Source organism: Bacillus sp. SRL543, from assembly GCF_984799205.1.
Genome location: NZ_OZ481794.1, coordinates 3900001 through 3926428, shown reverse-complemented (window position 1 = coordinate 3926428; position 26428 = coordinate 3900001). Strand labels below are relative to the sequence as shown.

Below are 26428 nucleotides of genomic sequence, written 5' to 3'. Positions count from 1 at the left end.
GAATGCTGAAATATAAAAGTAAGAAAAATTATTTACAGAATAGTAAAAATATTATTCTTTAATGATATAATAAATGGTAAATGATGTAATCGCCATTGGAAAGGAGGGCTGGTAATGGAAGATGGCAAGCACTGCTTATTTATCGACTTTGAATTTACCATGCCTGATAAAAACGAAAAGTATAAGGGGTTTTTCCCGGAAATCATCGAGGCAGGCGCTGTTACAGTCCAAAATGGGGTAATACAAGAGCAGTTTTCCTCTTTTGTGGCTCCCATTCGTTTTCCGGAACTGTCTGAAAGATGCAAGTCCTTTTTACATATCAGCCAGGAACAGGTGGACAAAGGGATTTCATTTGCGGAACTGATCTGCAGGCTGGAGCAGATGGGCGGGAATGCAGCTGGGGAGATTGTAACCTGGGGCAATATGGATATGAAAGTTCTCCGCCAAAACTGCAGCAAAGCAGGGCTCGGTTTCCCTTTTAAGGGGAAGGAAGTCGATTTGTCGATGGAGTATAAGCGGTTTTTTGGCGATCAAAATCAAACCGGCCTGTGGAAAGCAGTGAAGGAATATGGAAAAGAAGGAACAGGCAGGCACCACAGGGCACTGGATGATGCCCTGACAACCTGCAAGATTTATCAGCTTGTCGAAAAAGATAAAAAGTATCTTCAAAACCACGAGCCTACTACCATTGGGGATAGAATAGACCTTTCTCAGCTATTCAATCGATTTGCATAAAAGCCAAACCCGCAGCCGGGATTTGGCTTTTGCTGATACTATTTAAAATAATCGGCTTCCAGCCGCTCCGCATTCTCGAGGGAGCGCTTCGCCCAATCAGAATCATCCTCCAAAAGCCCGCTTTTCATATTATCCAGAGCGAGTTTAAGGGACGCCTTATAGTCAGGAATGCTTCCCTCATACGTCCTGACCATCTGCTTCGGAACATTTGTCTGCTCTCTGTAGGCAAGCGCCCTGCGCTCATGGAACATCATGACATCAGCCTGCTTTGGATTATGAAGGTCCCCCTGCATCGGATGCTTTTCGACAGCAAGCACTCTGACAAGATAATGCTGGGGCCTTATATCTGTAATCTCCCCTATATATTTCCCTGTTTTATAAATGGCCGTCACCTGAGCGCCCACCTGGAATTCACTCAAAGCTGTCCCCTCCTTTGAAGCTTTTCTTCCCATTATGCCCGATTTTTTTTGAAAAACAAAGTGCAAAGCAAGAGTAAATCCAGTAATCTATAAGAAAAGCGGAAGGAGCTTGCTCCTGTCAGCTGGACAGAAGAAAAGCGGTAGGCGCATGCCTATCAGGAACAATAGAGGAGGACTAGATCATGAAAAAGAATTTTATATACCTTTTCCTTGCAGCAGTGATGATGCTTCTGGCAGCCTGCGGGACAAGCACTGATCAAAACAGCGGTGCCGGAAAGGAAAGCGGAGGATCATCTGAAGGAACACAGGGTGAACAGGCCGAAGAGGAGAAAAGCTCTGAAGGAGGCTATCCGCAGCTCACCGCAGAAGTTGGGGAAAATGAACGTCTTGTGGAAATGGTGACCACAATGGGCACCATCAAAATAAAGCTTTTCCCTGATTATGCCCCAAAGGCGGTAGAGAACTTCATCACCCATAGTGAAGAAGGCTATTTTGACGGCCTTATCTTCCACCGGGTCATCAATGACTTTATGATCCAGGGAGGAGATCCGGACGGGACAGGCATGGGCGGCGAAAGCATCTACGGGCAGCCGTTTGAGGATGAGTTCTCAGATAAGCTGTTCAATCTCCGCGGAGCTTTATCCATGGCGAACAGCGGTCCCGGCACAAACGGAAGCCAGTTCTTCATCGTCCAAAAGCAAACGCCGGAAGCAGGCATGAAGGAAAAGATGGAAAAAGCGGGCTATCCACAAGAAATTATTGCTGCTTATGACAATGGTGGGACTCCTTGGCTGGATTCAGCCCATACTGTCTTTGGCCAGGTGATCGAGGGCATGGAAGTCGTTGATAACATCGCAGCCGTGGAAACTGAATCCGAACGGCCGGTTGAAGACGTGAAAATCAAGGCGATAAAGGTGATTAAGTAGCCGCTTGGACAGGAATGGCCCAGCTGATATAATAAGGCTGACCACTGCTTTTGGCAGAAAGGAAGAAAACGAATGATCCAGGCTTATATTTTGTCTCTGTTCCTATATTTCCCGGAAGATAAATCGGAGTATATTCCGGCATCCATAACGTTTACAATATTCCTCATCGGAGCCATCATCGCCATGCGCCTGATCATCAGGACATCAAAGCGCGAGGAAAAAAAGGCTAAAGAGCTGGAAGATCAAATTATGAAGCAGGATAGCCTGCAAAAAAAGAACAGCTGACCTGAGCTGTTCTTTTTTGTGCGATTATAATTAGATCAGGCTAAAGCCAGTTTCAGCCGCTTCAGTCCTTCCTCCAGAGTTTCACGCGGGCAGGCAATATTCATCCGGACGAATCCTTCGCCTCCTGGACCGTATTTTGTGCCAGGCTCCAGGGCCAGCCTGCCTTTTTCCACAAGGAGAGAATTCAGTTCCTTATCGGGCAGGGAGAGCTCCCGGCAGTCTAGCCACATTAAATAGGTCGCTTCAAGATCCATGACCTTAACTGAAGGAAGCTCATTTTCGATGAAGCTGCGGGCGGTTTCATAATTTTCCTGCAGATAGGACAAAAGCTGATCCAGCCAATCCCGGCCATATCGATAGGCAGCTTCAAGGGCCGTGATGCCTATCGTATTCAAAGTGAAAAAGCCCTGCTGTGCCTGGGCAGCCTTGAATTTGTCGCGGAGCTGTTCGTTCGGAATAATAACTGCTGATGATTGCAGCCCGGCAATATTGAAGGTTTTGCTTGGCGCAATGCATGTGATTGAAATATCCCGGATCTCCCCGGAAAGAGAGGCAATCGGAATATGCTTGTGGGGGGAAAACACCAAATCTGAATGGATTTCATCTGAGAGAATCAGGCATCCGTATTTCGTGCAAAGCTCCCCTATTTTCGTAAGCTCCTCTTTTGTCCAAACCCGGCCGCCGGGATTATGGGGATTGCAGAGCAAAAAAAGCTTGATGCCCTTTTTCAGCTCTTCCTCGAAACGTTGAAAATCAATTTCATAGCGCTGTTCCACTAGAGCAAGGGGAGAGTTGACGACCATGCGCCCATTTTTCTCAATCATCTCAAAGAAAGGCGTGTAAACAGGAGACTGAAGCATGATTTTATCTCCGGGACTTGTGAATGCCTGGACGGCAAGGCTGATGGATGGGACTACCCCCGGGCTGTATAACACCCACGATCGCCCTATGTCCCAGCCGGATTGATCCTTCTGCCACTGCTGGATGGCTTCAGATACAGATGGAGGGACAAATGTGTAGCCGAAGACCTCGTGGCTGGCCCTTTTGCTGATGCTGTCCTTGACTTCTTCAGGAGGCCCGAAGTCCATGTCTGCCACCCACATAGGAAGCACATCGGAAGAGCCAAATATATCTTTTGTCAGCTCCCATTTCACAGAAGCAGTTCCATATCTGTCGATTGGTTTATGAAAGTCATATTTTGTCATGATAACCTCCCGTATTGCAGTTTTCGGTCCTGATATTCTTATGATAAGATATGGTCAGGCAAAATTAAATCAAAAAGGTGGTTGCAGATGGAAGTCCAGGTTATGCATATGATGATGTACCAGGCGCTGGATCAATGGGATCCTTTCGGCTGCGGGGAAGGCAATTATGATACTGAAATAGCAGACGCAATCCAGGCCGTTCATGATTTGGACAGCCCTGATAAACTCGCGCGGAAAATCCAGAGCATCTATGAATTCTCCTTCGAGAGCATCATCCCGCTGGATCAGTGCAAAAAAATGGCTGAAACACTTCTTGTTATTAAAAACAGCGGGAGCTGCACTATATAAATTATGTACCTTGAAGATTGGCCGGCGCCTAAAGGGCGTCCGGCCATTCTTTTTATCATTTGCCGCAAATAAACTCCTTCATATGGCCGTATACTTCTTCAGGCCGTTCCTCCGGGACAAGATGGCCAGTGTCTTTGAGGACGATGAGCCTGGAGTTTGGCAGGTCACTGTCCAGCCTTTTCCCGATGGTCAGCGGGACAACCCTGTCATGCTCGCCCCATATGAGGAGGCAGGGAGTGTCGATCCCTTTCAGTGCTTTTTGGTCCAAGTCGCCTTCTCTGTGCCTGATCATCCGGGTCAAAGCCTTGAAGATATCATCCTCCATAAAAGGAGCCAAATAGCCGTACATCATTTCATCGGTGATCATGCTGTGGTCATGGACAACCTGCCTTAAATTCTGGCGCACGCCTGAGCGCTGCAGATACAGCTTTACATACAAGTGGAAATAGGGGAGGTAGCTTGACAGGATCAGCGGCACCTTTGATTTAGGCAAATAGCTTGAACTGCAAAGCAGGATGGCTTTTTTTATCATATCCGGGTATTGGCGGGCCACATTGAGTGATATTTGACCTCCCATTGAATGGCCGGCAATCGTGACTTGATCGAGTCCGAGCTTTTGTAGAAATTGCATGACTGTCTGGGCAGTATTTTTGTAGGAATAGTTATACTGATCCGATTTTCCGCTTTTTCCAAACGGGGGCAGATCGATGGAGATTACATGGAAATCTTCCTGCAGAAAGGGAATCAGCCTCCTGAAGCTGAAGGAGGAGGAAAGAAAGCCGTGCAGGAGAACAATGGTCTCCTTTGAGGGAGCCTGTCCGTACTGTTCATAATAAATTGTGTTCCCATTCACTTCAATTTCATCAGTATTAAAGGCTTGCATCGTTACCCTCACTCCTATGAAAGATGGTAGTGCCCGGCAGGCTTAATTTAAAGATAAGGAATTAAATATATTTTTCAGCTCCGATCACTGTCGAGCAGCTTGCCTGCCCCCTCGAAGCCCCAAGACGTGCCTCCCGGAAAGGAAGAAGCCTTTCTGGGAGGCCTGTATTGAGGAACCCGGAAAGCTGGTCATGCAGATGTTAGCGCGGGACGCGGCGTTTTTAGTCTGCGTTCCTTTGGTGCAAGGCGCTGCACGTTACTGTTTTATCATTCCCTTCTCGGGACTCTTCACACATCGGCTGGAAAATTATTTTAGAAAAATAATAGAAAAGTGCGATTTATTATTACGCCGATTTTGCTATAATGTAACTATTTTAAACGTGAATGGGAGGAAGGTCCATGAGACTGAGTGATAAAGAACTTGAAATTGTTGAAATCTTAGAAAAAGATGCACGCATCCCGCTTGAAGATGTGGCAAAAATGGCCGCTATCTCTGTTGAAGAGGCAGCAGGGCTGCTGGAAAAACTGGAGCAGGCCCGCGTCATCGTCCGATATACCTCTGCAGTGGATTGGGCCAGGATTGACGGCCATGAAGGCGTCACCGCCATGATTGATGTAAAAGTGACCCCGAAAAGGGGAGTAGGCTTTAACGAGGTCGCACAGAGGATATACCGGTATAAGGAGGTAAGCTCGGTCTACCTGATGTCAGGGGCTTACGACCTTTCTGTCATTGTGGAAGGGCGTTCCATGAATGAAGTTGCACGGTTTGTCTCAGAAAAACTTTCCACCCTTGATTCAGTGCTGTCGACCACGACTCATTTCATCCTGAAGAAGTATAAGCATGATGGGACCATTTTTGACCAGGCGGACGAAGATAAAAGAATTGTGGTATCGCCGTAATGAAAACAAAAACATATATATCCGCGAAGGTCGATCAGCTCAAGCCGTCAGGCATCAGGCGTTTCTTTGATCTGGCGGCAGGAATGGAAGGCGTAATCTCCCTTGGTGTAGGAGAGCCGGATTTCGTTACCCCCTGGTCCGTCAGGGAAGCGGCGATCCTCTCGCTCGAGCAGGGGTATACCTCATACACGGCTAACGCAGGGCTGCTTGAACTAAGGCAGGAAATTGCTTCTTATATGAAAAAGAGCTTCAGGGTCCTATATGAACCAGAATCTGAAATCATCGTCACAGTGGGGGCGAGCCAGGCCATCGATATCGCTTTAAGGGCCATATTGGATCAGGGGGACGAAGTGATCGTCATCGAGCCTTGCTTTGTTTCTTATGCCCCGCTTGTAAGCCTGGCAGGAGGGACTCCTGTTACTGTCCAGACGAAAAAAGAGGACGACTTTAAAATCCTCCCTTCCCAGCTGGAACAGGCGATAACCACGCGGACAAAGGCAATCCTCCTCTGCTCCCCGAATAATCCTACCGGCACGATGCTGTCAGGAAATGAACTGGAGGCCATAGCGGCTGTTGCTGAGAGGCATGATCTTCTGGTGCTGTCTGATGAAATATATGCTGAGCTTGTCTATGATGAGGAATATACAAGCTTTGCCAGCATCAGCGGAATGAAGGAAAGGACTTTATTGATTTCAGGATTTTCAAAAGGCTTTGCCATGACCGGCTGGAGGCTGGGATTTATTTGTGCGCCGAAGGAAATATCCCAGGCTATGCTGAAAATTCACCAGTACAGTATGATGTGTGCCCCCACAATGGCGCAGTTTGCAGCTCTGGAAGCGCTGAGGACGGGCAGGGGCGATGTGGAAAGCATGCAAAAAAGCTACCGCCGCCGCCGCAATTATTTTGTTCAGTCACTGGAGGATATCGGGCTGCCATGCCATACTCCTGGCGGGGCTTTCTATGCTTTTCCTTCCATTGAAGGAACAGGATTGACTTCAGAAGAGTTTGCAGAACAGCTTCTGCTGGAGGAAAAAGTAGCTGTTGTACCAGGGAATGTCTTTGGGGAGAGCGGAGAAGGCCATATCCGCTGTTCTTATGCATCATCAATGGAACAGCTGCAGGAAGCCGTAAAAAGGATAGGCCGCTTCCTTGAGAACAGAAAATAAAAAAAGGGATATCCATCAGGATATCCACTTCAAAAAAGGGGGGGAATACTAGAAAGCTTATGTTTTAAGCTTTTCCGTATTCCCCCTTTTGTATACATAGAAACAAGAAAAATATTCAGTTATGATTTCAATGGAAGTTTATCTAGTTTCATTAAGTCATATCCCTCATCCTCAAAAAATCCTCTGCTCCCATTTCCTTCGCTTTTTTCAATATCAATTTCGCTTTGTTCATGCCTGTATCTTTTAGTAGCTGCTCAAGCTCAGGATCTAAAGTTTCCCGGAAGGTATGGGAACCAGGCTTTAGAAGTTCGGATGCGGGCACGTCCAGGATGGTTGAGATTTTTAGGATAGTCTGATTGTCAGGCAGCTGGCTGCCGTTTTCATATTTTTCAATGGTACGCAGGCCTGCTCTGAGCTTTACAGCCAATTCCTGCTGAGTCAAATTCAATCTTTCTCTATTCTGTTTAATGGCCAGACCGATTGCGGACATTTTGCACCCATCCTTTCACAGAATAAACTTACACCACCATTTTAGCGCGATATTAGCAAGGAGAAATATGTGGTCCATGTATTTTTTGTTACAGTTCGATTAATGTTATTAACGTACCTGAAAAGAGAGACATGAGATGATATAAGTCACTCAAAAGAGGGACCTGCAGTGCCGGAGTGCCTCAAAAGCGGGATATGAGGCACTCAAGGGAGCGTCCGACCGTGTTAGAGTGTCTCATAAGCGAAATAGGGGCACTCAAAAGAAAATCCAGCCGTAATTAGAATGCCTCAGGCGGTGCCGGAGTGCCTTGACGCCAGGTTGAACGAAGGCAATTTTTAGCTTATTTTCTCAAAAAGGATTGTTTTGATAAAATCGTTGATATATGATATAATTTTTAATTGCGTATAATCGACGAAAATAAATAGGTATTAGGAGTGTTCATATGTCAGAGAAAATCGAAGTAGGCAGCGTATTAACAGGAAAGGTTACTGGAATCCAGCCTTACGGCGCATTCGTTGCTCTTAATGAAAATACACAGGGATTGGTTCACATTTCTGAAATTACTCACGGGTATGTAAAGGATGTTAACGAGCACCTTAAAGTTGGGGATGAAGTAAACGTAAAGGTTCTTTCTGTGGATGAAGCTGCAGGAAAGATCGGTTTATCTATCCGTGCAACTGAAGAAGCACCAGCTGAAGCTGCTGAGGCAAAAGCAAGAAAGCCTCGTAAACCACGCCAGGCTGCAGCGATTCAGCACAACGATCCTGATTCTTCCCAGGGCTTCAACACGCTCAAGGATAAGCTTCAAGAGTGGATTGACCAGTCACAGCGCTAATATGTTATATGAAGTAAGGCCGGGCATCCATGCCCGGCCTTTTCTTTTATATCTAAGCATTGCTCCCAGGGTATGTGAGATCATGCTTTTTAATCCGGTATTGCAGGTTTTGTCTGCTCATGCCAAGAATTTTTGCGGTCTGAGTGATATTGCCATTCTGCTCTCTCCACACTTTGTTTATATAACCTTTTTCTGCAAAATCTACATAATCGGCCAGGCTCGGCTGAGGGCGGGCTGTTTCTTCCGGATTTTTTACCGGGAAAGAATGGGGGGCCTCGGCTTTATGCCTGAAGTGGTGGGGCAGGATCTCCGGTGTTATCCTGGCATCGTCTTCAGCCATGTTCATGGCCCCTTCAATCATGTGTTCAAGCTCACGGATATTCCCCGGCCAATCGTACCGGAGAAATAGTTCTTCTGTCTCTTCGTCAAGCCCCGCGACCTTCATTCCGAACCAATCATTATATTTATCTATGAAGAAGGAGGACAGCAGCAGAATATCCTCTTTGCGCTCCCTTAATGGAGGGATAAAAAGGGAGACAGCGCTCAGCCTGTAAAATAGATCTTTCCGCAGGCGGCCCCCTGCAATGGCGTCGACCGGGTCTTCATTGATCGTTGCAACTACCCTTACATCTGTCTCCCTGTCTTTCGTATCCCCGATGCGCCTGATTTTTTTCTCCTGCAATACGCGCAGAAGCTTTGCCTGCAGGGCAGCGGGCATAGAATTGATTTCGTCGAGCAGCAGAGTGCCTCCTTCTGCCTGTTCAAATAATCCAGGACGGTCCACTGCTCCTGTGAAGGCGCCTTTCTTGGTGCCGAAAAGGATGCTTTCTACCAGTGTTTCCGGAAGGGCTGCACAGTTTTGTGCCACGAAAGGACCTGGCGAGCGCAAGCTTCCGCTGTGAATGCTCTGGGCGAATAATTCCTTGCCGGTCCCGGTCTCTCCGGCAATCAGGATGGGGGAAGTGGTCCTGACCGCCCTTTTTGCGGCTTCCGCTACTTCCATGATTGGCCTGCTTTTACCAATGATGTTATCAAATGTATAGCGGCCGCTGGTTTTTCTGGAGATATTCTCTTTTATCAGCCTTTCAATCATGCTGACATCTTTTGCGATCTCAATTGCCCCCAATGAATTGCCATCCTCCAGAATCGGGATGGCATGATTAATGGCGGTGATTTCTTTTCCTTTGCTGTTAAAATAGGTCTGCTTGGCCGGCTGTGTCCCTTTTCCGCTTTTTAATGCCAGCAGCAGCGTGCTGTCTTCCTGGCGGCTGAAGGGAAAAACCTCAAGGAGGCTCCGGCCGACCACAGATTTCGGATTCATTCCTTCTATCTCAGCCATCTTGCGATTATAGATAATGGTCCTGCCTTCATGGTCAATCACATGGACCCCGGCGTCTATATTTTCAAGAATCTGCTCCAGGATGATTGACGGCAGATGATTCTGTTCATTCTTCATATTTGTGAACGGCTCCCTTTAATGTATCTTCGTATATTGTATGTTTATCTGCCAGGGGGTGCAAACAAATTTTGCGCTATTTGCTTAGGTGCCAAAAAAATTTGCTTTCTGGGACTCCAAATAGAACTTAAAACTGTAATATTATGCTGGCACAGAAATTGCATATTAATAATGTGAAATCAGATGGATCTTTTTCAGAAGAATCAGGCATCTTTGCTTTAAAGGCCCGCCTATTAACGTTACAATGGAAAAGACAATTTCTAAGTGTGAATGGAGGAATCATTATATGGAAAACAGCAGCCAGTTAATTCAGCAGACAGAAAAGTTTGGGGCAAATAATTATCATCCTCTTCCGATCGTTATCTCAGAAGCTGAGGGAGTCTGGGTCAAGAATCCCGAAGGTGAGCGGTACATGGATATGCTCAGCGCCTATTCAGCAGTCAATCAGGGGCACCGTCATCCGAAGATCATACAGGCCTTGAAGGATCAGGCAGACCGGGTTACCCTGACTTCCCGTGCTTTCCATAATGATCAGCTTGGGCCATGGTATGAAAAGGTCAGCGGGCTGACAGGGAAGGAGATGGTCCTGCCGATGAACACCGGTGCGGAAGCGGTCGAAACAGCTGTGAAGGCAGCGCGCCGCTGGGCATATGACCGTAAAGGGGTAGCTGAGGACCAGGCAGAAATCATCGCCTGCATCGGGAATTTCCACGGCAGGACGATGACAGCCGTCTCTCTGTCGTCTGAAGAAGAATATAAGAGGGGCTTTGGTCCGATGCTGCCTGGCATCAAGTTGATTCCTTACGGAGATCTGGAGGCTTTACAGAATAGCATCACTGAACATACAGCTGCTTTCCTGATTGAGCCTATCCAGGGGGAAGCCGGGATCGTCATTCCTGAAGAAGGATTCCTGAAGCAGGCTTCCGAACTGTGCCGCGCAAACAATGTTCTCTTCATAGCCGATGAAATCCAGGCTGGCCTGGCCCGTTCAGGTAAAATGTTCGCCTGTGAATGGGAGGGCGTCGAGCCGGATATGTATATTCTCGGAAAAGCACTTGGAGGCGGTGTATTCCCGATTTCATGTGTGGCTGCAGATGAAGACGTTCTTGGCGTATTTAATCCAGGCTCACACGGTTCAACCTTTGGCGGCAATCCGATGGCATGTGCAGTGTCGGTAGCCGCATTGGATGTTCTTGTGGAGGAAAATCTTGCTGAAAGATCCCGGAAGCTCGGGGATTACTTTATGTCCAAGCTTAAGGAGATTGAGAACCCGGTCATTAAAGAAGTAAGGGGCAGGGGGCTGTTTATCGGCGTAGAGCTGACAGAGCCGGCGCGCAAGTATTGCGAAGCCTTGAAAGAAGAGGGGCTGCTCTGCAAAGAGACGCATGATACGGTCATCCGTTTTGCCCCTCCGCTGGTGATCAGTGAAGAGGACCTTGATTGGGCAATTGAAAAAATTAAAAAAGTATTGAGCTGAAACACGAAACTCCCCCGGCAGCCGGGGGAGTTTTTCCGTGATTGATAAGAAAGTATATTTTTTCAACTTTAATTACTGTCCAGCAGCTGAGCCTGCCTTCTCGAGGTCTCAAGCCATTGCTCCCAAGAAGGCAAAGAACGCCTTTCCGGGAGGATCGTCTTGTGCTTGTCGGGGGTGAGCAAGGCGCTTGCGCTTTTCTTAAGAATCTTCAGTGTATCCGGCGCCAGCCGAATTATGAACGGTTTGTCTCAGGAGCACGTTCTACTTCTTCGCTTGGCTTGAATAAAAGGCCGAGGTTGATAAGACCTGCGATACCTACTAGTCCATACACAATGCGGGCAAGAGCAGAGTCTTGTCCGCCGAAAATTGCTGCAACAAGATCAAATTGGAAGAAGCCGACTAAACCCCAGTTGATAGCACCAATGATCGTTAAAACCAGTGCAATGCGTTGAATGGCACTCATGTTGTTTCCTCCTTTTGTGATTAATTCCTTACTAATTTGATACAGTCATCCAGTAATTATTCATGCTCTAATGACTTTGTTTTTAGTGTACCCATAGTCATTTCTAAAAAACGTACTTTTTGCATTACAACTGTAAATAACAGATAATAATAACGAAGAAAAGGAGGATGCTTTCATGCAAAATTTTACATTTTCAAATCCGACGAAATTGATCTTCGGCAAAGATACGCTGAAGGAGCTGCAAAATGAGATTCCCCAATATGGAAAAAACGTTCTGTTAGTGTATGGGGGCGGAAGCATTAAACGAAGCGGCCTTTATGAGAAGGTATTGGCTGAGCTGAAGGAAATCGGTGCGGAAGTGTCCGAGCTTTCGGGAGTTGAACCGAATCCGAGGCTTTCGACTGTCCATAAAGGTGTGGAAATCTGCAAGGAAAAGGGCATTGATTTCATTCTTGCAGTAGGCGGCGGAAGTGTGATCGACTGCACGAAAGCCATCGCGGCAGGCGCTGAATATGATGGAGATGCCTGGGATCTTGTGACCAAAAAGGCCTTTGCCGGGGAGGCGCTTCCTTTTGGAACCGTACTGACCCTTGCGGCAACCGGCTCTGAAATGAATGCAGGCTCTGTTATTACAAACTGGGAATCGAATGAAAAATACGGGTGGGGAAGCCCTGTCACTTTCCCTAAGTTCTCTATTCTTGATCCGGTCAACACGTTCACGGTTCCAAGAGACCAGACCATCTATGGCATGGTGGACATGATGTCCCATGTGTTTGAACATTACTTCCATCTGGAAGAGAATACACTGCTGCAGGACCGCATGTGCGAAGGGCTCCTGCTTACTGTAATGGAAACAGCGCCTAAGCTTCTTGAAGATCCTGAGAATTACGAGCACAGAGCAACGATTCTCTACAATGGGACAATGGCTCTCAATGGCATGCTGTCAATGGGCTATCGCGGAGATTGGGCAACCCATAATATAGAGCACGCCGTCTCAGCTGTTTATGATATCCCGCATGGCGGAGGCCTTGCCATCTTGTTCCCGAACTGGATGAAGCATAACTTGAGCGTAAAGCCATCCCGGTTCAAGCAGCTGGCAGTCCGTGTCTTCGGTGTCGATCCTGAAGGTAAGACAGATGAGGAAGCAGGACTTGAAGGCATTGAAAAGCTGAGGGAATTCTGGAACAGCATCGGCGCCCCATCCCGCCTGGCGGATTATGATATCAATGAAAGCGGCATTGAAACGATGGCTGATAAAGCCATGGCCAACGGCGAGTTCGGAAACTTCAAAAAGCTGAACCGCGAAGACGTCGTAAGCATCTATAAAGCATCCCTATAAAAAATAAAACCTGGTGCCTGGCACCAGGTTTTATTTTTAGCTGAAGAACGCCATTTCTGCTTCAGTTTTTCCATTTGGTTCCTGCGCAAAAAAAATCCTGAATTGGACACGCTTACATTATAGCTAGTTTCTTGATTACTGGCACACCTTTCGTTAAAGTGAAAGAGAATAAAAATAATTGGAGGATCATTCATGACACATGTTCGTTTTGATTACTCAAAAGCACTGAGCTTCTTTGGTGAACACGAGATTACATATTTAAGGGATGCCGTTAAGGTGGCCCACCATTCCCTGCATGAAAAAACGGGTGCAGGCAGCGACTACCTGGGCTGGATCGACCTGCCTGCTGATTATGATAAAGAAGAATTTGCCCGCATCCAGAAAGCGGCCGAAAAAATCAAGAGCGACTCTGATGTGCTGCTTGTCATCGGCATTGGCGGTTCATATCTTGGCGCGCGCGCAGCCATTGAAATGCTGCAGCACAGCTTCTATAATGAACTGCCAAAAGAAAAGCGCTCCACTCCGCAGGTGCTGTTCGTTGGAAACAATATCAGTTCAACTTACATGAAGGATGTTATGGACCTGCTTGAAGGCAAGGATTTTTCAGTCAATGTCATTTCAAAATCCGGCACGACGACAGAGCCGGCCATCGCATTCCGCCTCTTCCGCAGTCTGCTTGAAGAAAAGTATGGCAAAGAAGAAGCGCGCAAACGCATCTATGCCACGACAGATAAAGCGAGAGGCGCACTCAAAACACTGGCTAACGAAGAAGGCTATGAATCATTCATCATCCCTGATGATGTCGGCGGACGTTATTCAGTGCTGACAGCAGTCGGCCTTCTGCCGATTGCGGCAAGCGGGGCGGACATCCAGGCAATGATGGAAGGCGCTGCAAAGGCCCGTGAGGAATACAGCAGCTCTGAAGTTGAAGAAAATGCTGCCTACCAATATGCCGCTGTCCGCAACGCGCTGTACAATAAAGGGAAAACAATCGAAATGCTGATCAACTATGAGCCGGGGCTGCAGTATTTTGCTGAATGGTGGAAGCAGCTGTTTGGCGAGAGCGAAGGAAAAGACCAGAAAGGGATCTTCCCGGCATCAGCTAACTTCTCTACAGACCTGCATTCCCTTGGACAGTATGTGCAGGAAGGCCGCAGAGATATCTTTGAAACGATCATCAAGGTTGAAAAGCCGCGCCACGAGCTGACAATTGAAGAAGCTGACAGTGATCTGGATGGCCTGAACTACCTTGCAGGCAAGACAATCGACTTTGTTAACAACAAAGCCTTTGAAGGAACGATGCTTGCCCACACAGATGGCGGGGTGCCAAACCTGATCGTGACGATCCCTGAGATGGATGCCTATACATTCGGATATCTGGCATATTTCTTTGAAAAGGCATGCGCCATGAGCGGCTACCTGCTTGGTGTCAATCCTTTTGACCAGCCGGGAGTAGAGGCATATAAAGTCAATATGTTTGCGCTTCTTGGCAAGCCTGGGTATGAAGAGAAAAAAGCGGAGCTTGAAAAAAGGCTTAAATAAATGCAAAAAGAAAGAGTGCTGAAAATGTTCAGCACTCTTTTTTACATGTATCCACTGGCAGCTCCCTCAGGAAACCCTCCCCGCGAGAAAATATGATAGATAAAACCAGACCGGGGATACTATAAAAAAAGAAAAGAGGTGCTGGAAATGATTGAATTACCATCCCGGGTGGAAGGGAAACACTTTGATCTGTATAAGCTTGAGCAGCTGCTAAAGCCGGCTGGCTATACGGTAGGGGGAGGCTGGGAATATGACCATGGCGCCTTTGACTATAAGATAGATGATGAAGTGGGCTATCAGTTCCTGCGCGTCCCTTTCAGATCGATTGACGGCCAGCTGGATTCGAGAGGCTGCACGGTTGAGATTGAGCGGCCGTTCCTTTTGTCCCATAAATATCAGCGGGGGCTGGACGATCATGCTTATACGTGGAACCATACTGCTTCTTTCAATCAATTCTCGGAGCCGGTGGACAAGGACGCCAGCTTCCCGGAAAAATACATTGATGTCGGGAGGTCGCTTGTCCAGGAGCTGGAGTCATTATTGCTGAACGGCTGATTTCTGTTCAGGCAATCACAATCAGTTCGTCATTAGACTCGATGCTGAAAGGGTGGGGAGGATTCACAAAGGTTTCCTCCCCTCTTTTTATGCCGAAGAGAAGCATGCCATCCTTCAGCAGCAGTGCACTTAATTCAGTGAAGGTCACTGCATAATCAAAGTCTTTGGCCGGCATGAGCCTTAATCTTCTTCCGTTCATATGGCCAAGGAGATCCAGGAAAGAAGTGACCATTTCCTGAGCAGAAATACTGTGGATCATGACGGAGCTTGTCAGTATATTCGTCTGGATGATTTCATCTGCCCCAGCCCTTCTGGCGTTTGCAACTTGTTCAGATGTAAGAATTTCGACAATGCACGGAACTTCAGGGTTTAACCCTTTAACGGCCAGTAGCGATAGAATTGAATTCATATCAGCCTGCAGTTCATCCCTATTTTGGTCTGCTGTAATAATCACTTTGTTTGCTTGCCGGATATTTGCCTTAAGGAGAACCTGATCCTGGTTCGACCGCCCTTGTATAAAATGTACAATCCCGGGGGATGGATTGGACCTGAGTGTTTCATCTATGAGGGCGATGGAAAGGCCTCTATGCTCCTCGTCCAAAGCAGTAATCAGCTCTCTGGACCGTTCATTCCAGCCTATGATGATTAAATGATTGTCTCCTTTAAATTTCACTTTTCCCTCCAAATAATCATTCTGTCTTGTTACAGCTGCCGCTGCCAGAGTCACAAAATAGGTTGATAAAAAGCCCGCCCCGGTAAGAATCAGAATGATGCCTGTTATTTTGCCGGGGATAGTATGCGGCACATAATCCCCATAGCCTACTGTGGACGCTGTGATGACTGCCCACCACACCCCATCAAAGACCGTCGGGAAATTATGGGGCTCCAGGATGGAGATGATGAACCCGAATGTCAGGATGACCAATAGGGCGATCAGGAGTATCCGTATAGCAAGCGGGAGCCTGATGAAACTGGAATAAATGAAGTGCGGCATGCTGTTCACTCCTTCTGATTGCTAACACCTACCATTATGAACCAAGTCCCTTTTTCTGAAACATGCTTTAGATGGCAGAGTAAAGCTGCCTGAAATATTTACCAATGAACCTTCCTGTTGTAAACCACATAGGTGCTAAAGCAAAAAAAAATATTCCCCGGCAAGGAATTGAGGGAAGAACGGAGAAATAATATAGGTAGCTGGGATTCTCAGGGAAAGGGGAAATGGAGGATTATAAATATCAGATATGCGGATCTAATGCTTTTTTTCCGCACAAATCTTAAAAGGGAGCTTACACTTAAAGAAAAGATCTTTATACGGAACATAGTCAAGAAAGAGGAGAATAAAGCACGAAAGCAATTTTACATATAGAAAGCATAAGCATAGCCCGGCAGCTGCCGGGCATTTTTTCTTATCATTTCCTCAAAGGAGCGATTCGGCGCCGTCTATATATACCTCCGTTCCGGTAATATGGCTGGACAGATCGGATGCAAGGAAATGGACCAGGTCGGCAACCTGTTCGGCAGATCCGGGATGGTCCTCGAGCGGCATGCTTCCCTCCGGAAATTCAACTGGTATTTTTACTTTTTTCAGATTCTCTTCCTCTGGGAAAGTATTTTCTCCGATATGCGTCTTGATGGCTCCGGGACAGATCATGTTAACGCGTATGCGGTATCCGGCGAGTTCAAGGGCAGCCATTTTTCCGAAGCTGACCTGGCCCCCTTTTGATGTGCTGTAGGCTGACATCCCAAAATTACGGAAGGTTCTGTTGCCGTTGATGGAGCTGGTGATGATGATGCTTCCGCCTTCTTTCCTGAGAAGGGGGATCGCATATTTCACTGTCAGGAAAGTCCCTTTCAGGTTTGTTGAAATGGTCGTGTCCCATTCTTCTGGTGTCAGGTCTTCGATTGGGGCAACAACTCCATTTATCCCGGCATTGGCAAAAACAATATCAAGCTGCCCCCATTTACTGGATACCTTCTGAAAAGCCTCCTCTACCTGTGAGGGGACAGAAACATCGGTTTCGATGATCATGGCTTCTCCGCCTGCTGACTCTATTTGATCTTTGACTTCTGCTGCAAACTCTTCCTTTACATCGACAAGAGCAATTTTAGCCCCTTCTCCAGCAAGCCGGATGCTGGCAGCCTTTCCTATCCCGGAGCTTGCTCCGGTAATCAAAGCAGTCTTCCCTTTCAGCGATGAACCGCTCATAAAAGCCTTACCTCCTTTTTCCAGTTATTTTCCCCAAGGCAGCTGAATAAGAAACCACAAATTGCAGCTGCTGGCGAAATAAGCTGAAAAAATGTATCCTAGTTGGAGAGTACAAAAAGGATACATGGAGGTGCCAAATGGTTCGTTTTGGTGTAATAGGAACAAATTGGATTACAGAAAGATTTCTTGATGCCGCTGGGAAAGCAGAGGATTTTTCGCTGACGGCTGTTTATTCACGGACAGAAGAGAAAGCAAGGGATTTTGCAGATAAATATGGTGTAAAACATACATACACATCATTAGAGGAAATGGCGGCAAGCAGCGAAATAGATGCTGTTTATATTGCCAGCCCCAATTCCCTTCATGCAGAACAATCTATTCTGATGATGGAGCACGGGAAGCATGTGCTCTGCGAAAAGCCTGCAGCCAGCAATGCGGCTGAATTAAAACGGATGATTGAAGCATCTAAACAGAATAAGGTCGTATTGATGGAGGCGCTTAAATCCACACTTATGCCAAATTTCAAGGCGGTCCAGGAAAATCTTGATAAAATTGGGCCGGTGAGGAGATATTTTGCTTCTTACTGCCAATATTCTTCGCGTTACGATGCATACAAAGAAGGGACCATCCTCAATGCCTTCAAACCGGATTTTTCCAACGGCGCTTTGATGGATATCGGCATCTACTGCATTTATCCTCTGGTAGCCCTCTTTGGCAAGCCGGATGAAGCCAAGGCACAGGGAGTCATGCTCGATTCAGGAGTGGATGGAGAAGGAAGCATTGTATTGAAATATAAAGAGATGGATGCTGTCATTATGTATTCAAAAATCACTGACTCCCAGCTTCCTGCTGAAATACAGGGAGAGAACGGAAATATAGTAATCGACAAAATCCATACGCCGGAAAAAGTTGAAATCCGTTATCGCGGCGGCGGCTCAGAATCAATAACAAGAGAGCAGAAGGAAGCCTCGATGTATTATGAAGCAGAGGAATTCGTCGGGCTTATCAAAAACGGAAAGCTGGAATCAGCAACGAATTCTTTGTCTAACTCCCTTGCTGTCATGGAAATTCTCGATTCTGTGAGAAGCCAGCTTGGCATTGTCTACCCTGCAGACCAGAACTGAACGGAAATGGCCATTGCATCAAGATCACTATACGATACAGGGGGGCAAATTTTTGGTTAAGGAACTGAGGAAGGAAGCAGAAAGCTTTATTGCTTTATGCCACAGAGAGCTGAATAAAAGCATCAGCGAAACAGAACAGCGCCTCAATGAAATCCTTAAGGAGATAGATCATACAGGCAGTTATCATCACACCTATGAAGAGCTTGAGTATGGCGCAAAAACGGCCTGGAGGAACAGCAACCGCTGTATCGGCAGGCTTTTCTGGGACAGCCTTAAAGTGTTTGATGAAAGGGAGCTTGAGACTGAAGATGAAATTGGCCAAGCTTTACTGAGGCATATCAGCTACGCAGCGAACGGCGGCAAGGTAAGGTCTGCCATCACTGTATTCCGTCAGGAGGATAAAAACAAAAAAGTGCGGATCCTTAACCACCAGCTGATTCGGTATGCCGGCTATGATAATGGAGAAAGGATCATAGGCGACCCAGCCTCTGTCAAACTGACGAACCTGTGCCGTGAATTGGGATGGGAAGGGAAGAACGGGCGGTTTGATCCGCTGCCTCTTCTTGTCCAGATAGATGGGCGGAAGCCGGCGCTTTTTGAAATACCTGCTGGCGATATTCTTGAAGTGCCGCTTGAGCACCCCGAGTTTGAATGGTTCAGCGATCTTCACTTAAAGTGGTATGCCGTTCCGTTCATTTCGGATATGTGCCTTGAAATCGGGGGGATCCGCTATACAGCTGCTCCCTTTAATGGCTGGTATATGGGGACTGAAATCGGCGCCAGGAATCTTGCAGACGATTTCAGGTATAATCTGGTCCCGGAAATAGCGGGCAGAATGGGGCTTGATACAAAGAGGAACGCCTCCATGTGGAAGGACCGTGCGCTGGTTGAGCTGAATGCTGCTGTTCTTCATTCGTATAAAAAGAAGGGGGTCAGCATTGTTGACCACCATACAGCCGCACAGCAGTTCAAGCTGTTTGAGGAAAAAGAATCAGCATGCGGCAGGCCGGTAACTGGTGATTGGGCCTGGCTGATCCCGCCCATATCTCCGGCAGCTACACATATTTTTCACAGCAGCTATAAGAATGAAATCAAAACCCCTAATTTCTTTTACCAGGAAACAGATTTCCATTTATAGCTATTTATTCTGAAAACACTATTTTTTACGGATTCCTTTATTTCTCTACTATAATAAATTAAATTATTATTGTTGTGGAAATAAAGGGGGATGCCATATGAAAAATATACTGATCATTATTTTGGGTTCTGCGATTGTTGGCTTTGCTTATAACCTATTCCTGATCCCCCATGAAATTTTAAGCAGCGGGCTCAGCGGGGTGGCAATCATGCTTGGCATCATTACACCTTTCAATACAGGGATTTTGAATTTCCTTTTGAATCTGCCTTTATTGATCCTTGGGGTCATTAAGCTTGGGAAACGGTTTATTTTCTATACGATCGTTTCGGTGCTGACGCTGTCCGTCAGCCTTTATTTAATACCAGTCAGCGCCATCTCTTCGGAACCTATATTATCTTCCGTGTTCGGCGGGGTCTTGACGGGTGCAGGGATCGGTCTTGTGTTCAAGGCTTCTGGCTCTTCAGGGGGATTTGATATCATTGCCATGCTTTTGACGAGGAAGAAAGATTTTCCGCTTGGCGCCATTCTTTCGCTGATGAATGCCATCGTTGTCTTGGCTTCAGGTTTTATATTCAGCTGGGATGCTGCATTGAATACTATGGTCGCCATCTATGCGACAGGCAAAGTGGTCGATACCATCCATACAAAGCATATTAAGCTGACAGTGATGATTGTGACGGCTAAAGGGGAAGAAATGAAGGCGAAGCTGCTTTCAAGCATCTACAGGGGAATCACGGTCATCAACGGAGAGGGCGGCTATACAGGGGAAGGAAGGAAGATCCTCATGACAGTCATCACCCGCTATCAGCTGACAGAAGTGAAGTCCATGATAGATGAGGTTGACCCGCAGGCCTTCGTCAATATTACTGAAACGACCGAAGTTCTGGGTTCTTTTCATAGAACCTGAGAGTTTTAAGGCAAAATAAAGACCCTTGGCCAATTGATTACATTGGTTAAGGGTCAAGTTTTGTCTGCTATATTCAAATTTTTTCCCATCCTCACTTATCCTTTAGTAAATCTTCCTCTGTAAAATCTGCTTCTTTCACTGCAAAATAATTTAAGCCTGCTGCGGCAGTAAAGGCTGCTGCCAAAATAGCGATTGTTGATATCATGCTAATCTCTCCTATCATTGTTATTGTGTTATGGGCATTATTCCCGTTCTGCAGTGCCTTAAACATGTTATTGGTCCTGGTATATTTTGCCTGTATAACATAATGAAATGATCATAATTATTTCAAGAAGTATTTTTATTATGCTGATAAAACAAAAAAGCCAAAATCCTAATGGATTTTGGCTTTTAAATGTATGGAGCATAGCGGGCTCGAACCGCTGACCTCTACGCTGCCAGCGTAGCGCTCTCCCAGCTGAGCTAATGCCCCGTATCGGTACAAGAAAAATTATATCCGTAAATGATCAATTATGCAAGAGGGAAATTTGATTTTTTTCTTTTTTGGAAATAAAACTTAATCTCCTTGCCCATACGTGTTAAACATGCTTAATAATATTAAAGAGTAAAGCCGCATAAACTGTGAAAAGGGCAATATGCTTGCCCATATTTTTGTGCGGAAATAGTTTATTCATCTATGGATATTGGAATATTTAAGATAGAAATAGAAGAGGGGATACCTGATGGAAGAAATGTTTTATACAGTAATGAAAAATGATGTGCTTGTAAAGCTGTCCTTTGCAGCTTTGGCAGGGCTTGTCATCGGATTGGAAAGAGAGCTGAAAGGAAAGCCGCTCGGTCTCAAGACCTGTCTGATTGTTTCGGTTATGGCGTGTCTTTTGACTATTGTGTCTTATGAATCAGCTTTTCTTTATTCAAAAGAGTACTCCAGGCCTATGGATCCGGGGAGAATTCCTTCCTATGTAATCAGCGGCATTGGATTTCTTGGAGCAGGTGTAATCCTGCGCAGGGGCAATGAAGCCATTTCCGGGCTGACGACAGCAGCTCTTGTGCTGGCTTCAGCAGGAATCGGGATTACCATCGGAGCCGGCTTTTATATAGAAGCGCTGTTAGGGGTCATTTTTATCATTATTGGAGTCAAAATAATTCCTGCACTGTTTGAGCGGGTAGGGCCTAAAAAGCTGAAGGAAAAGGAAATCAGGGTAAAGCTGTATATTGAGAAAAGTACAGACCTGACTACGCTGATGAAGGAAATTAAAAGCAAAAAGCTCGGGATCAAGCGCGTACGCGTCAAAGAAGAAGCAGATGACATACTGGTTAATTGTGTGATTGCGACGTCAAGGAGCATTTATACGACAGATGTGTACTATACGATGAAATCTCTGATAGGTGTGATTTCTGCTGAGGTTGAAGCCATTGATTAGAATGGAATACGTTTCTCAAAAGGAGCCTGCCCGGTGAGGGGAGGCTCTCCTTCGTTTTGCATTGAACATTCAAGGTAAAAAAGATGGCTATGTTAAAAGCGAAAAGTGTAATATTAAAGCTAAACTGGAAGTTTCTTAGAAGGAGATGCAATGATTTGCCGAAGATAAACCCATATGCAGCACTTGCCATCGGTGTTGTGTCTGTATCCACATCTGCCATTTTAGTCAAATTTTCAGCTGCTCCTTCAGGAGTAATAGCTTTTTACCGCTTATTCTTTTCTGTGCTGCTGATGCTGCCGCTCGTTTTGTTTAAATATTTGCCGGAGCTAAAGCTGATTGGCCGGCGGGATTGGCTGTTTTCAGCTATAGCTGGAGTGTTTCTTGCGTTTCACTTTATATTGTGGTTTGAATCTCTCCGTTTTACTTCAGTGGCAAGCTCAACTGTCCTTGTTACCCTTCAGCCCCTGTTCGCTTTCGCGGGGACCTATTTATTCTTCAAAGAAAGATTTACAGTGAAAGCAATTTTAAGCGGAGTGATTGCTATTGGGGGAAGTGTCCTGATCAGCTGGGGGGATTTCAGGATTAGCGGAACCGCTTTGTTTGGAGATTTTCTCGCGCTTGCTGCCTGCGCTCTGGTCACAGCTTACTTAATGTTTGGGCAGACAGTGCGGAAAAGGCTATCTTTGGTCACTTATACTTTTACTGTATACAGCATCAGTGCTTTGACCCTTTTGGTATATGTCCTTGCGGCCGGGGAACCGCTTGGTCCTTACCCTGCAAGTGACTGGGTTTACTTTATACTGCTGGCGCTGCTTCCTACACTGCTAGGCCATACGCTGTTCAACTGGTCACTGAAATGGCTCAGCACTTCCACAATTTCTATGGCAATCCTGTTTGAACCGGTCGGAGCTGCTGTCCTGGCATACTTTCTGCTTGAAGAATATGTATCCTGGTATCAGGCTGCGGGAGGCTTGATTGTGATGGGCGGCATCATGCTATTTCTTGCAGACGGAAGAATGATGAAGCGAAAAGCAAAGGGGAAAGAAGTCAGCGGCAGCCCGCAGAGCCGTTAGGCAGGTTTCAATAGTATAAACTGCCAGATATTAAGCAGAAGGGGGGAGAAGCATGGCTGGTGTTGAAGAAGCGTTTGCTGCTGAGTTTCCGGCTATAGAGACGGAAAGGCTGCTGCTCAGAAAGCCTGAGGCAGATGATATACCGCAGCTGTACAGCATATTTTCAAATCCGGAGGCGACCAGGTTTTATGATGTTGAGACCTTTAGCTCCCTAATAGAAGCGGAAGACCTCCTTGAAAGTTTATCTTGGAGATACAGTATGAAACAACAGATCAGATGGGCCATTTGCTGGAAAGGGGACAAAACTCTTCTGGGAACCTGCGGCTTCCATTCCATAGAAACTCATCATAACAAATCGGAAATCGGGTATGAGCTCCATCCAGAGGCCTGGGGCAAAGGGATTATGTCAGAAGCTTTGGATGCCATCATCCGCTTTGGGTTCATTTCATTGGACCTGAACAGGATTGAGGCGGTCTATTTCCCAGAGAACACAGCTTCAAAAAAGCTTCTTGAGAAAAAGGGATTTAAGGTGGAGGGACTCCTGAGGAAGCGTTTTGTCCATAGGGGAGTTTTCAGAGATGCTGCCATCTCGGCACTGCTGCGGGAAGAAGATTCTTGAGTGAAGCATACATTCGCAAGATTCTTTTCCGAATGGTAACAGAGAAAATAATTCAGCCCTTGCCTTTAGTTAAGGGTACGGGAAAGAACTGAAAAGCGGCCGTCCTCAACTGGACGGCCTTTAATGTTATTAGATGAATGCATAAGTAAGCCCGGAGAAAATAAAACCGGATACCGTTGTAAAAATAAAGGTGCCTCCGTAGACCTTCTCTTCCGAGTCTGCGATTTTAATTCCCTCGAAATAGGAAAATGCCAATAAAAATACAGCCATGATAAATGATAAGTAGAGTGCGGCGGTTTGAAGCATATATCTCACCTTTCGAATATGTTACTATATTATATGGACTGGCTCCAAATGTATGACCTGTTTAATATAAGTTTCCTTTGTTCCGCTATTATTCACAGGGGTGTATCCAAGCTTATATCACTGTAATGTACAGCACCTGCAAGACGGACATTGATAATAAAAATTAAATTTAATTAAAAACTATATTGCAATTGTAATTTCACCATGATATATTATTACTTGTCCTCACGAGGAAGTAACGAAAACATCGAGAATGAAGTTGAAAAAACTTAAAAAAGATGTTGACTTCTTCACTTGAAGATGTTATATTAAGAAAGTCGCTTCTGGGCGATGGAGATTGTCCTTTGAAAACTGAACGAACAATAACGTCAACGTTAATCTTAATTTTTTATCAGAGCTAAATCTTACTCTTATATGGAGAGTTTGATCCTGGCTCAGGACGAACGCTGGCGGCGTGCCTAATACATGCAAGTCGAGCGGACGGGTGAGTAACACGTGGGCAACCTGCCTGTAAGACTGGGATAACTTCGGGAAACCGGAGCTAATACCGGATAATGCATATCCCCTCATGGGGATATGCTGAAAGATGGTTTCGGCTATCACTTACAGATGGGCCCGCGGCGCATTAGCTAGTTGGTGAGGTAACGGCTCACCAAGGCAACGATGCGTAGCCGACCTGAGAGGGTGATCGGCCACACTGGGACTGAGACACGGCCCAGACTCCTACGGGAGGCAGCAGTAGGGAATCTTCCGCAATGGACGAAAGTCTGACGGAGCAACGCCGCGTGAGTGATGAAGGTTTTCGGATCGTAAAACTCTGTTGTCAGGGAAGAACAAGTGCCGGAGTAACTGCCGGCACCTTGACGGTACCTGACCAGAAAGCCACGGCTAACTACGTGCCAGCAGCCGCGGTAATACGTAGGTGGCAAGCGTTGTCCGGAATTATTGGGCGTAAAGCGCGCGCAGGCGGTCTCTTAAGTCTGATGTGAAAGCCCACGGCTCAACCGTGGAGGGTCATTGGAAACTGGGGGACTTGAGTGCAGAAGAGGAAAGTGGAATTCCACGTGTAGCGGTGAAATGCGTAGAGATGTGGAGGAACACCAGTGGCGAAGGCGACTTTCTGGTCTGTAACTGACGCTGAGGCGCGAAAGCGTGGGGAGCAAACAGGATTAGATACCCTGGTAGTCCACGCCGTAAACGATGAGTGCTAAGTGTTAGAGGGTTTCCGCCCTTTAGTGCTGCAGCTAACGCATTAAGCACTCCGCCTGGGGAGTACGGCCGCAAGGCTGAAACTCAAAGGAATTGACGGGGGCCCGCACAAGCGGTGGAGCATGTGGTTTAATTCGAAGCAACGCGAAGAACCTTACCAGGTCTTGACATCTCCTGACAACCCTAGAGATAGGGCGTTCCCCTTCGGGGGACAGGATGACAGGTGGTGCATGGTTGTCGTCAGCTCGTGTCGTGAGATGTTGGGTTAAGTCCCGCAACGAGCGCAACCCTTGATCTTAGTTGCCAGCATTCAGTTGGGCACTCTAAGGTGACTGCCGGTGACAAACCGGAGGAAGGTGGGGATGACGTCAAATCATCATGCCCCTTATGACCTGGGCTACACACGTGCTACAATGGATGGTACAAAGGGCTGCAAGACCGCGAGGTTAAGCGAATCCCATAAAACCATTCTCAGTTCGGATTGCAGGCTGCAACTCGCCTGCATGAAGCTGGAATCGCTAGTAATCGCGGATCAGCATGCCGCGGTGAATACGTTCCCGGGCCTTGTACACACCGCCCGTCACACCACGAGAGTTTGTAACACCCGAAGTCGGTGGGGTAACCTTTTGGAGCCAGCCGCCTAAGGTGGGACAGATGATTGGGGTGAAGTCGTAACAAGGTAGCCGTATCGGAAGGTGCGGCTGGATCACCTCCTTTCTAAGGAATATATACAAGACGTGACGGTCTTTGTTCGTTCAGTTTTGAGAGTATGATCTCTCAATTTTGTTCTTTGAAAACTAGATAATGTAATGAAGAAGACATTACCGAGTAATCGCCATTTTAGGTTTTCTCTCTTATATCAAATAAGAGTTTAAAAACCGTGAGGGTGATGAGAAGCGAACAGATCGAGGAATCGATTGAGGAAGCACCGGAGCGTATGTTTTGTATACGTGAGGATGCTGACGATTGAGATGACGAAGAGATGTGAAGCTTATCAGCAGCCGAACAGGTTAAGTTAGAAAGGGCGCACGGTGGATGCCTTGGCACTAGGAGCCGATGAAGGACGGTACTAACACCGATATGCTTCGGGGAGCTGTAAGTAAGCTTTGATCCGGAGATTTCCGAATGGGGAAACCCTCTATCCGTAATGGGATGGAACCCTTGCCTGAATACATAGGGCATTGGAGGCAGACCCGGGGAACTGAAACATCTAAGTACCCGGAGGAAGAGAAAGCAAACGCGATTCCCTGAGTAGCGGCGAGCGAAACGGGATTAGCCCAAACCAGGAGGCTTGCCTCCTGGGGTTGTAGGACACTCTACACGGAGTTACAAAGGAACGGAGTAAATGAACAGGCATGGAAAGGCCGGCCATAGAGGGTAACAGCCCCGTAGTTGAAAC

26 protein-coding genes, 1 tRNA gene and 2 rRNA genes (1 of these 29 cut by a window edge) are annotated in these 26428 nt (G+C 46.7%); 19 read left to right on the top strand and 10 right to left on the bottom strand.

What is annotated here, in order from left to right; genetic code table 11:
- Positions 1-114 precede the first annotated feature (114 nt).
- A complete protein-coding gene (gene kapD, locus AC4E8B_RS20070; RefSeq protein ID WP_490215131.1) occupies positions 115-735 on the top strand; it encodes a 3'-5' exonuclease KapD in 621 nt (206 codons plus the stop codon).
- A gap of 38 nt (positions 736-773) precedes the next feature.
- Here kapD and kapB read toward each other — a convergent pair whose 3' ends face one another.
- Positions 774-1187, bottom strand: a complete 414-nt coding sequence (gene kapB, locus AC4E8B_RS20065) for a kinase-associated lipoprotein KapB (RefSeq protein ID WP_490215130.1) — start codon at positions 1185-1187, stop codon at positions 774-776.
- 149 nt (positions 1188-1336) lie between these two features.
- Between kapB and AC4E8B_RS20060 the strand changes: the two genes are divergently transcribed.
- Both AC4E8B_RS20060 and AC4E8B_RS20055 read left to right on the top strand, forming a co-directional pair.
- Complete coding sequence (locus AC4E8B_RS20060; protein ID WP_490215129.1) at positions 1337-2080, top strand: peptidylprolyl isomerase; 744 nt, start codon at positions 1337-1339, stop codon at positions 2078-2080.
- Between the two features lie 72 nt (positions 2081-2152).
- The gene (locus tag AC4E8B_RS20055; RefSeq protein ID WP_490215128.1) at positions 2153-2365 is read left to right on the top strand and encodes a hypothetical protein; all 213 of its coding nucleotides are present in this window, start codon (positions 2153-2155) and stop codon (positions 2363-2365) included.
- A 35-nt stretch (positions 2366-2400) separates the two neighbouring features.
- Here the strand turns inward: AC4E8B_RS20055 and AC4E8B_RS20050 are convergent, their stop codons facing one another.
- Positions 2401-3570: a MalY/PatB family protein gene (locus tag AC4E8B_RS20050; RefSeq protein WP_490215127.1), complete on the bottom strand. Its 1170-nt coding sequence runs from the start codon at positions 3568-3570 to the stop codon at positions 2401-2403.
- Positions 3571-3657: 87 nt separating this feature from the next.
- Between AC4E8B_RS20050 and AC4E8B_RS20045 the strand changes: the two genes are divergently transcribed.
- Positions 3658-3918: a YugE family protein gene (locus AC4E8B_RS20045; RefSeq protein WP_490215126.1), complete on the top strand. Its 261-nt coding sequence runs from the start codon at positions 3658-3660 to the stop codon at positions 3916-3918.
- A 55-nt stretch (positions 3919-3973) separates the two neighbouring features.
- On the opposite strand, the gene AC4E8B_RS20040 is transcribed toward AC4E8B_RS20045, so the two are convergent.
- Positions 3974-4801 carry an alpha/beta fold hydrolase gene (locus AC4E8B_RS20040; protein WP_490215124.1) on the bottom strand — a complete coding sequence of 276 codons (828 nt, stop codon included), beginning with the start codon at positions 4799-4801 and terminating at the stop codon, positions 3974-3976.
- A gap of 398 nt (positions 4802-5199) precedes the next feature.
- Here AC4E8B_RS20040 and AC4E8B_RS20035 point away from each other — a divergent pair, with 398 nt between their 5' ends.
- Both AC4E8B_RS20035 and AC4E8B_RS20030 read left to right on the top strand, forming a co-directional pair.
- Positions 5200-5700, top strand: a complete 501-nt coding sequence (locus AC4E8B_RS20035) for an Lrp/AsnC family transcriptional regulator (RefSeq protein ID WP_490215122.1) — start codon at positions 5200-5202, stop codon at positions 5698-5700.
- Entirely contained in the window at positions 5700-6866 is a 1167-nt protein-coding gene (locus tag AC4E8B_RS20030; RefSeq protein ID WP_490215120.1) for an aminotransferase, read from the top strand. The genes AC4E8B_RS20035 and AC4E8B_RS20030 overlap by 1 nt, the downstream gene beginning before the upstream one ends.
- A 151-nt stretch (positions 6867-7017) precedes the next feature.
- Here the strand turns inward: AC4E8B_RS20030 and AC4E8B_RS20025 are convergent, their stop codons facing one another.
- Positions 7018-7356 (bottom strand): helix-turn-helix domain-containing protein, encoded by a 339-nt coding sequence (locus tag AC4E8B_RS20025; RefSeq protein ID WP_490215119.1) that lies wholly within the window; start codon positions 7354-7356, stop codon positions 7018-7020.
- Positions 7357-7798: 442 nt separating this feature from the next.
- Here AC4E8B_RS20025 and yugI point away from each other — a divergent pair, with 442 nt between their 5' ends.
- On the top strand, positions 7799-8191 hold the full coding sequence (gene yugI, locus AC4E8B_RS20020) for a S1 domain-containing post-transcriptional regulator GSP13 (protein WP_490215118.1): 393 nt from the start codon (positions 7799-7801) through the stop codon (positions 8189-8191).
- Positions 8192-8243: 52 nt separating this feature from the next.
- Here yugI and AC4E8B_RS20015 read toward each other — a convergent pair whose 3' ends face one another.
- Positions 8244-9647 carry a sigma-54 interaction domain-containing protein gene (locus tag AC4E8B_RS20015; protein WP_490215116.1) on the bottom strand — a complete coding sequence of 468 codons (1404 nt, stop codon included), beginning with the start codon at positions 9645-9647 and terminating at the stop codon, positions 8244-8246.
- A 286-nt stretch (positions 9648-9933) separates the two neighbouring features.
- Between AC4E8B_RS20015 and AC4E8B_RS20010 the strand changes: the two genes are divergently transcribed.
- Complete coding sequence (locus AC4E8B_RS20010) at positions 9934-11124, top strand: ornithine--oxo-acid transaminase (protein ID WP_490215114.1); 1191 nt, start codon at positions 9934-9936, stop codon at positions 11122-11124.
- A gap of 232 nt (positions 11125-11356) precedes the next feature.
- On the opposite strand, the gene AC4E8B_RS20005 is transcribed toward AC4E8B_RS20010, so the two are convergent.
- Positions 11357-11587 (bottom strand): DUF378 domain-containing protein, encoded by a 231-nt coding sequence (locus AC4E8B_RS20005; protein ID WP_009795402.1) that lies wholly within the window; start codon positions 11585-11587, stop codon positions 11357-11359.
- Positions 11588-11762: 175 nt separating this feature from the next.
- On the opposite strand from AC4E8B_RS20005, the gene AC4E8B_RS20000 reads away from it, so the two are divergent.
- The 3 genes from AC4E8B_RS20000 (at position 11763) to AC4E8B_RS19990 (ending at position 15023) form a co-directional block, all read left to right on the top strand.
- A complete protein-coding gene (locus AC4E8B_RS20000; RefSeq protein ID WP_490215112.1) occupies positions 11763-12926 on the top strand; it encodes an iron-containing alcohol dehydrogenase in 1164 nt (387 codons plus the stop codon).
- Positions 12927-13118: 192 nt separating this feature from the next.
- A complete protein-coding gene (locus AC4E8B_RS19995; protein ID WP_490215111.1) occupies positions 13119-14468 on the top strand; it encodes a glucose-6-phosphate isomerase in 1350 nt (449 codons plus the stop codon).
- 147 nt (positions 14469-14615) lie between these two features.
- Positions 14616-15023, top strand: a complete 408-nt coding sequence (locus tag AC4E8B_RS19990; RefSeq protein WP_490215110.1) for a YugN-like family protein — start codon at positions 14616-14618, stop codon at positions 15021-15023.
- A 7-nt stretch (positions 15024-15030) separates the two neighbouring features.
- On the opposite strand, the gene AC4E8B_RS19985 is transcribed toward AC4E8B_RS19990, so the two are convergent.
- Both AC4E8B_RS19985 and AC4E8B_RS19980 read right to left on the bottom strand, forming a co-directional pair.
- Positions 15031-16017 (bottom strand): potassium channel family protein, encoded by a 987-nt coding sequence (locus AC4E8B_RS19985; RefSeq protein ID WP_490215109.1) that lies wholly within the window; start codon positions 16015-16017, stop codon positions 15031-15033.
- 423 nt (positions 16018-16440) lie between these two features.
- Positions 16441-17229, bottom strand: a complete 789-nt coding sequence (locus tag AC4E8B_RS19980) for an SDR family oxidoreductase (protein WP_490215108.1) — start codon at positions 17227-17229, stop codon at positions 16441-16443.
- A gap of 137 nt (positions 17230-17366) precedes the next feature.
- On the opposite strand from AC4E8B_RS19980, the gene AC4E8B_RS19975 reads away from it, so the two are divergent.
- From AC4E8B_RS19975 to AC4E8B_RS19965, 3 genes are all read left to right on the top strand, one after another.
- Complete coding sequence (locus AC4E8B_RS19975; protein WP_490215106.1) at positions 17367-18353, top strand: Gfo/Idh/MocA family protein; 987 nt, start codon at positions 17367-17369, stop codon at positions 18351-18353.
- Positions 18354-18405: 52 nt separating this feature from the next.
- Positions 18406-19491 (top strand): nitric oxide synthase oxygenase, encoded by a 1086-nt coding sequence (locus AC4E8B_RS19970; protein ID WP_490215105.1) that lies wholly within the window; start codon positions 18406-18408, stop codon positions 19489-19491.
- A gap of 97 nt (positions 19492-19588) precedes the next feature.
- Positions 19589-20398, top strand: a complete 810-nt coding sequence (locus AC4E8B_RS19965; RefSeq protein ID WP_490215104.1) for a YitT family protein — start codon at positions 19589-19591, stop codon at positions 20396-20398.
- A 399-nt stretch (positions 20399-20797) separates the two neighbouring features.
- On the opposite strand, the gene AC4E8B_RS19960 is transcribed toward AC4E8B_RS19965, so the two are convergent.
- Positions 20798-20870 (bottom strand) — tRNA-Ala (locus tag AC4E8B_RS19960).
- Between the two features lie 250 nt (positions 20871-21120).
- Between AC4E8B_RS19960 and AC4E8B_RS19955 the strand changes: the two genes are divergently transcribed.
- From AC4E8B_RS19955 to AC4E8B_RS19945, 3 genes are all read left to right on the top strand, one after another.
- Positions 21121-21822: an MgtC/SapB family protein gene (locus AC4E8B_RS19955; RefSeq protein WP_490215102.1), complete on the top strand. Its 702-nt coding sequence runs from the start codon at positions 21121-21123 to the stop codon at positions 21820-21822.
- Positions 21823-21986: 164 nt separating this feature from the next.
- A complete protein-coding gene (locus AC4E8B_RS19950) occupies positions 21987-22895 on the top strand; it encodes a DMT family transporter (protein ID WP_490219798.1) in 909 nt (302 codons plus the stop codon).
- Positions 22896-22947: 52 nt separating this feature from the next.
- The gene (locus AC4E8B_RS19945) at positions 22948-23514 is read left to right on the top strand and encodes a GNAT family N-acetyltransferase (protein ID WP_490215100.1); all 567 of its coding nucleotides are present in this window, start codon (positions 22948-22950) and stop codon (positions 23512-23514) included.
- A gap of 129 nt (positions 23515-23643) precedes the next feature.
- Here the strand turns inward: AC4E8B_RS19945 and AC4E8B_RS19940 are convergent, their stop codons facing one another.
- On the bottom strand, positions 23644-23820 hold the full coding sequence (locus tag AC4E8B_RS19940) for a hypothetical protein (RefSeq protein WP_187445869.1): 177 nt from the start codon (positions 23818-23820) through the stop codon (positions 23644-23646).
- 411 nt (positions 23821-24231) lie between these two features.
- Between AC4E8B_RS19940 and AC4E8B_RS19935 the strand changes: the two genes are divergently transcribed.
- Positions 24232-25746, top strand: a 16S ribosomal RNA gene (locus AC4E8B_RS19935).
- 291 nt (positions 25747-26037) lie between these two features.
- Positions 26038-26428, top strand: a 23S ribosomal RNA gene (locus AC4E8B_RS19930); it runs 2554 nt beyond the window's last position.
- Together the 16S and 23S rRNA genes form the textbook arrangement of a ribosomal RNA operon.

What these genes read in the sequence shown, in the direction of transcription:
- AC4E8B_RS19995 (WP_490215111.1), top strand. Translation starts at nt 13,119, where the DNA reads ATGACACATGTTCGTTTTGATTACTCAAAAGCACTGAGCTTCTTTGGT.
- AC4E8B_RS20015 (WP_490215116.1), bottom strand. Translation starts at nt 9,647, where the DNA reads ATGAAGAATGAACAGAATCATCTGCCGTCAATCATCCTGGAGCAGATT.
- AC4E8B_RS20000 (WP_490215112.1), top strand. Translation starts at nt 11,763, where the DNA reads ATGCAAAATTTTACATTTTCAAATCCGACGAAATTGATCTTCGGCAAA.
- AC4E8B_RS19980 (WP_490215108.1), bottom strand. Translation starts at nt 17,229, where the DNA reads ATGAGCGGTTCATCGCTGAAAGGGAAGACTGCTTTGATTACCGGAGCA.
- AC4E8B_RS20060 (WP_490215129.1), top strand. Translation starts at nt 1,337, where the DNA reads ATGAAAAAGAATTTTATATACCTTTTCCTTGCAGCAGTGATGATGCTT.
- AC4E8B_RS19990 (WP_490215110.1), top strand. Translation starts at nt 14,616, where the DNA reads ATGATTGAATTACCATCCCGGGTGGAAGGGAAACACTTTGATCTGTAT.
- yugI (WP_490215118.1), top strand. Translation starts at nt 7,799, where the DNA reads ATGTCAGAGAAAATCGAAGTAGGCAGCGTATTAACAGGAAAGGTTACT.
- AC4E8B_RS19965 (WP_490215104.1), top strand. Translation starts at nt 19,589, where the DNA reads ATGAAAAATATACTGATCATTATTTTGGGTTCTGCGATTGTTGGCTTT.
- AC4E8B_RS19955 (WP_490215102.1), top strand. Translation starts at nt 21,121, where the DNA reads ATGGAAGAAATGTTTTATACAGTAATGAAAAATGATGTGCTTGTAAAG.
- AC4E8B_RS20035 (WP_490215122.1), top strand. Translation starts at nt 5,200, where the DNA reads ATGAGACTGAGTGATAAAGAACTTGAAATTGTTGAAATCTTAGAAAAA.
- AC4E8B_RS20040 (WP_490215124.1), bottom strand. Translation starts at nt 4,801, where the DNA reads ATGCAAGCCTTTAATACTGATGAAATTGAAGTGAATGGGAACACAATT.
- AC4E8B_RS20005 (WP_009795402.1), bottom strand. Translation starts at nt 11,587, where the DNA reads ATGAGTGCCATTCAACGCATTGCACTGGTTTTAACGATCATTGGTGCT.
- AC4E8B_RS19940 (WP_187445869.1), bottom strand. Translation starts at nt 23,820, where the DNA reads ATGCTTCAAACCGCCGCACTCTACTTATCATTTATCATGGCTGTATTT.
- AC4E8B_RS19945 (WP_490215100.1), top strand. Translation starts at nt 22,948, where the DNA reads ATGGCTGGTGTTGAAGAAGCGTTTGCTGCTGAGTTTCCGGCTATAGAG.
- AC4E8B_RS19975 (WP_490215106.1), top strand. Translation starts at nt 17,367, where the DNA reads ATGGTTCGTTTTGGTGTAATAGGAACAAATTGGATTACAGAAAGATTT.
- AC4E8B_RS20030 (WP_490215120.1), top strand. Translation starts at nt 5,700, where the DNA reads ATGAAAACAAAAACATATATATCCGCGAAGGTCGATCAGCTCAAGCCG.
- AC4E8B_RS20050 (WP_490215127.1), bottom strand. Translation starts at nt 3,570, where the DNA reads ATGACAAAATATGACTTTCATAAACCAATCGACAGATATGGAACTGCT.
- AC4E8B_RS20045 (WP_490215126.1), top strand. Translation starts at nt 3,658, where the DNA reads ATGGAAGTCCAGGTTATGCATATGATGATGTACCAGGCGCTGGATCAA.
- AC4E8B_RS20055 (WP_490215128.1), top strand. Translation starts at nt 2,153, where the DNA reads ATGATCCAGGCTTATATTTTGTCTCTGTTCCTATATTTCCCGGAAGAT.
- kapD (WP_490215131.1), top strand. Translation starts at nt 115, where the DNA reads ATGGAAGATGGCAAGCACTGCTTATTTATCGACTTTGAATTTACCATG.
- AC4E8B_RS20010 (WP_490215114.1), top strand. Translation starts at nt 9,934, where the DNA reads ATGGAAAACAGCAGCCAGTTAATTCAGCAGACAGAAAAGTTTGGGGCA.
- AC4E8B_RS19985 (WP_490215109.1), bottom strand. Translation starts at nt 16,017, where the DNA reads ATGCCGCACTTCATTTATTCCAGTTTCATCAGGCTCCCGCTTGCTATA.
- AC4E8B_RS20025 (WP_490215119.1), bottom strand. Translation starts at nt 7,356, where the DNA reads ATGTCCGCAATCGGTCTGGCCATTAAACAGAATAGAGAAAGATTGAAT.
- kapB (WP_490215130.1), bottom strand. Translation starts at nt 1,187, where the DNA reads ATGGGAAGAAAAGCTTCAAAGGAGGGGACAGCTTTGAGTGAATTCCAG.